Below are 3,389 nucleotides of genomic sequence, written 5' to 3'. Positions count from 1 at the left end.
GAATATTAGATATTATATTTTAGAAGATTTATCTTCCCTAATAGAAGCATTTAATTTCATTTTTTCTGAAAGTATAGCTCAGGTTGTTTTAACATGACGATCGCACTCTTTGATGTTGGTTTTGACGTGGCGATCCCTTTATAAAAGTTGAGCAATAACCAATAAATAACAATTAAATCCCAAATCACCAACCACCAACTTAAATTCGGCGCAAAAAACCATCAGGAGAAGCAGTAATCACAATTTTATGCTCAATAAATTTATCAATCTCAAATTGCAAAAGTTTTCCATCAGCTGCCTGACGACCATTTGTTTTTAAAATCTCTAAATACTCAAAAACAGCCGTTTTAGGATTATTACCTTTACCCCAAGGACGATCAGTAACAAAACCATCAGGAAGATCCTCTACACCAGTATCCCAAACCACACAATAGCTCCCCTCCGATACTAAAGGCGCATAAGCTTCTAATTCAGCCAGTACATGATCATGAGTATGGTTACTATCTAAAAAAACTAATATTCGGTTGAACTTTTGAGAGCGAGATTTAACCTGTTCAATCACATCAGGAGAAATAGATGAACCTTCAATCATTTCAATTAAATGACATAAAGGATGAGCTTCAATAGCTTTACGGTTATGTTCTCGAATATCAATATCTATACCTAAAACCAGTCTTTGAGATTTTAAGGATAAAGTATCTGAACCTGTTTTGATGGCTTCGCAATAATCCAAAAGTGCTAATATTGAAGCACTTAAAATTAAAGAACCACCATGAGCTATCCCTGTTTCAATAATCAGATCAGGTTGAACATTCCAGATAATCTCCTGTATGGCGTAAATGTCTTGGGGAACTTGAATAATTGGTCTGGCTAACCAAGTAAATCCATGTGCATATCTGTTCTCAATAGCATTAACAAGCCATTCACTTGTTAATTTTTTGAAATTATCAGATATTTCAAGATTATTATTTATGTGTTGCTCATTCATATGAATAGTTGAAATAGGTTAATGATTAGATTAATTAATATGGAGTCCAATTAATATGTTGGCAATCTATTAAATATCAGAAATTAATGGACCTCTACAGTGAATATCCCACCAATGAGTTCTAGGAGCTAAACGATTATTCTGACGATCTCGAACTTCTTGAGAATACTTTTCCACCATAGTCTGATAATCAAGCCATTCTCCCTGTAAATATTCACCAAACGGGCCTGAAGATCCTACTGGAAAATAATGCCCTATTTCATTATCTTGCATTTTGGGTACTTGCGATTGGTCAAGAATTTGAAAAGTTTGATATCCTAATTTTACCAATGAACTCATATATTCATAACCAAAACGACAATCTTCAAGGCTAAGATAAAAGGGAAGATGATTACATTTTTCTAGCTGTGAAAGCACTAATCCATCTGCCCCTTCAATATCAATCTTTAAATATAATGGAGTTCCGAATTTATCAAATAGATGATTAACCGGGATTGTTTCTATTTCTATAGGCATACAAGAGCTATTATTTCTTTCTGCCCATGTTTTATCAAGACTACTCCAATGATTATTATTGAGGTTGATAAAAAATGTTTTTTTATCATACCCAGTCCAGATGGCTACATTTAAAATTATGAGCGTTTCTTTTTTTAAAGCAGTATCAAATCTTTTATTTGCTTGTTCGCAAAGTATAGGATTTGCTTCTATAGCTACTACTCTATAGCCTTTTTTTAAGTAGTAATCTGTGTCATCACCGTTGTTCATTCCTAGATCTATAATTAAATCGTTGCTACGTTCAAATGATTTTTTTATCATTTTTCTGTACCATCCCTTTGAATCCAAATTTTATCACCTTTTAAGTCCACATGAATAATCACTCCATAAATTCTTTTTTGATCTTGCCAACCAATATTTAAAACTTGATAATGGTGACGTTTTTGATCAAAAATTAATTGTATTTCTATTCCATTATTAATATCATTAACTGAGTGTCTAGTTAAAATATCTTCGATTAATTGAGCATAATTTACTCTTTCCATAAAACTATCTCCTTTCGCAAGGAATACAATAAATTACCGCTCCTGTTCCACACCAACTATGCACTCTCATATAAAATTTATAATCAAGAAGTTGGGTCATTAACCATTGGGGTAATTCCCAAATTCCTTGCAAGTTGTGATAGGAAGTAGCAACAATAATCGGGCGATTTTGTTCAATGGTCTTTTTTGCTCCTTTGAGTGTATCTAATTCCCAACCTTCAAGATGTAATTTGATGAATGTTGGTGATAGATTAAGTTCATCAATGGTCTGTTTGTGTAAAACAATTTCTCCTAAAGGGCTACATTGTGAAGTGTACCCTAAACCTTGATAAAAATTACACTCTGATGATGTACTCCCTACAACTTGATTCAGAATATGAATTTTATCTCGGTCTTGAGCGGGAAATTGCGATATTGTAGTCTTTAAATTCGATAAATTAATTATATCAGGTTCGATCGCCCAAATTGCTTTAAATTTTCCCTTGACTATTTCATAAAAACGCTTTGTCACACTTCCTGTATGTGATCCTACATCAAGGAAACTTTCTTGATCATGAATTACAGAAAGGATTTCAGGTATAAAAAAACGGTCATGAGTAGTTACGGGTGCATTTTTAAAATACCACTCAGTGCGTAATCTACGCCATGCTAAAAATTGAAGATGATGCCCTCTGGAAATATTATCTTCCCATAGATTTAAAACTTGATTGGTTTTTTCTATATCTTCTTCAGTGAAAGGAGGTGCAAACCACCCATTACTTAAAGGATGGCGATCGCAATAAAATTCAGTAATATCATAAAAGGGAACAATATCACTCCAGCCATTTTGTTTTAAATTAGTCTCTAGTTCAGTATAAGGGCTTGTGACTACGCAAACAGCTAATAATGTACTGTTTTTCATAGTAGAAGAAATAGTTTGAGGATGAACAACTTTTACCCCTTGCCAAAATCCTTGTTTCTCAATGGTTTCTGCTTGAGAATCTACCACAAATTCTATAGGAATTTTCAGTAAATCACAATATTCTTTAGCCATTTGACCCAGATTACCTGCACCATATAAAACAAGAGGTTTATCAACTTGACGGGGAGTAAATTTACATTTTTCAGTAGCAATTAATTTTAACAATTGCTGTGATTCTTCAGCATTAGGTGACTTAGTAAATAATTTTGAGAACATGGTTTTTTCTGTTGATTAATAATGGGAGAATTATGGTCAAGGTGATGAAGGTTTGAGTAGGGCTAAAGCCCAACTACGAACAATAATGATTAAGACTTTTACACCACTCTTTTAACAGGAAATCTTCAGGGTAATAATGATAAAAATGAAATACACTACCTTTAGTTTTTTCTAATAGAGAATA

Annotated in this window: 4 protein-coding genes; all 4 read right to left on the bottom strand. The window is 33.0% G+C overall.

The genetic code is table 11. The features are described from left to right. Window positions 1-199: 199 nt before the first annotated feature. On the bottom strand, window positions 200-988 hold the full coding sequence (locus ACN4EE_RS22520) for a cephalosporin hydroxylase family protein (RefSeq protein WP_431708757.1): 789 nt from the start codon (window positions 986-988) through the stop codon (window positions 200-202). Between the two features lie 69 nt (window positions 989-1,057). Continuing rightward, complete coding sequence (locus ACN4EE_RS22515; RefSeq protein WP_431708756.1) at window positions 1,058-1,804, bottom strand: FkbM family methyltransferase; 747 nt, start codon at window positions 1,802-1,804, stop codon at window positions 1,058-1,060. After that, window positions 1,801-2,028 carry an element excision factor XisI family protein gene (locus ACN4EE_RS22510; RefSeq protein ID WP_431708755.1) on the bottom strand — a complete coding sequence of 76 codons (228 nt, stop codon included), beginning with the start codon at window positions 2,026-2,028 and terminating at the stop codon, window positions 1,801-1,803. Before ACN4EE_RS22510 ends, ACN4EE_RS22515 begins: the two co-directional genes overlap by 4 nt. Window positions 2,029-2,032: 4 nt before the next feature. Then, window positions 2,033-3,205 (bottom strand): FkbM family methyltransferase, encoded by a 1,173-nt coding sequence (locus ACN4EE_RS22505; protein WP_431708754.1) that lies wholly within the window; start codon window positions 3,203-3,205, stop codon window positions 2,033-2,035. Between the last annotated feature and the right edge of the window lie 184 nt (window positions 3,206-3,389).

Origin of the sequence: Geminocystis sp. CENA526 (genome assembly GCF_050753365.1) — a bacterium.
GTDB lineage: Bacteria > Cyanobacteriota > Cyanobacteriia > Cyanobacteriales > Cyanobacteriaceae > Geminocystis.
Note: the sequence above shows the minus strand (reverse complement) of the source record. Positions and strands in the feature narration are given on the sequence as shown.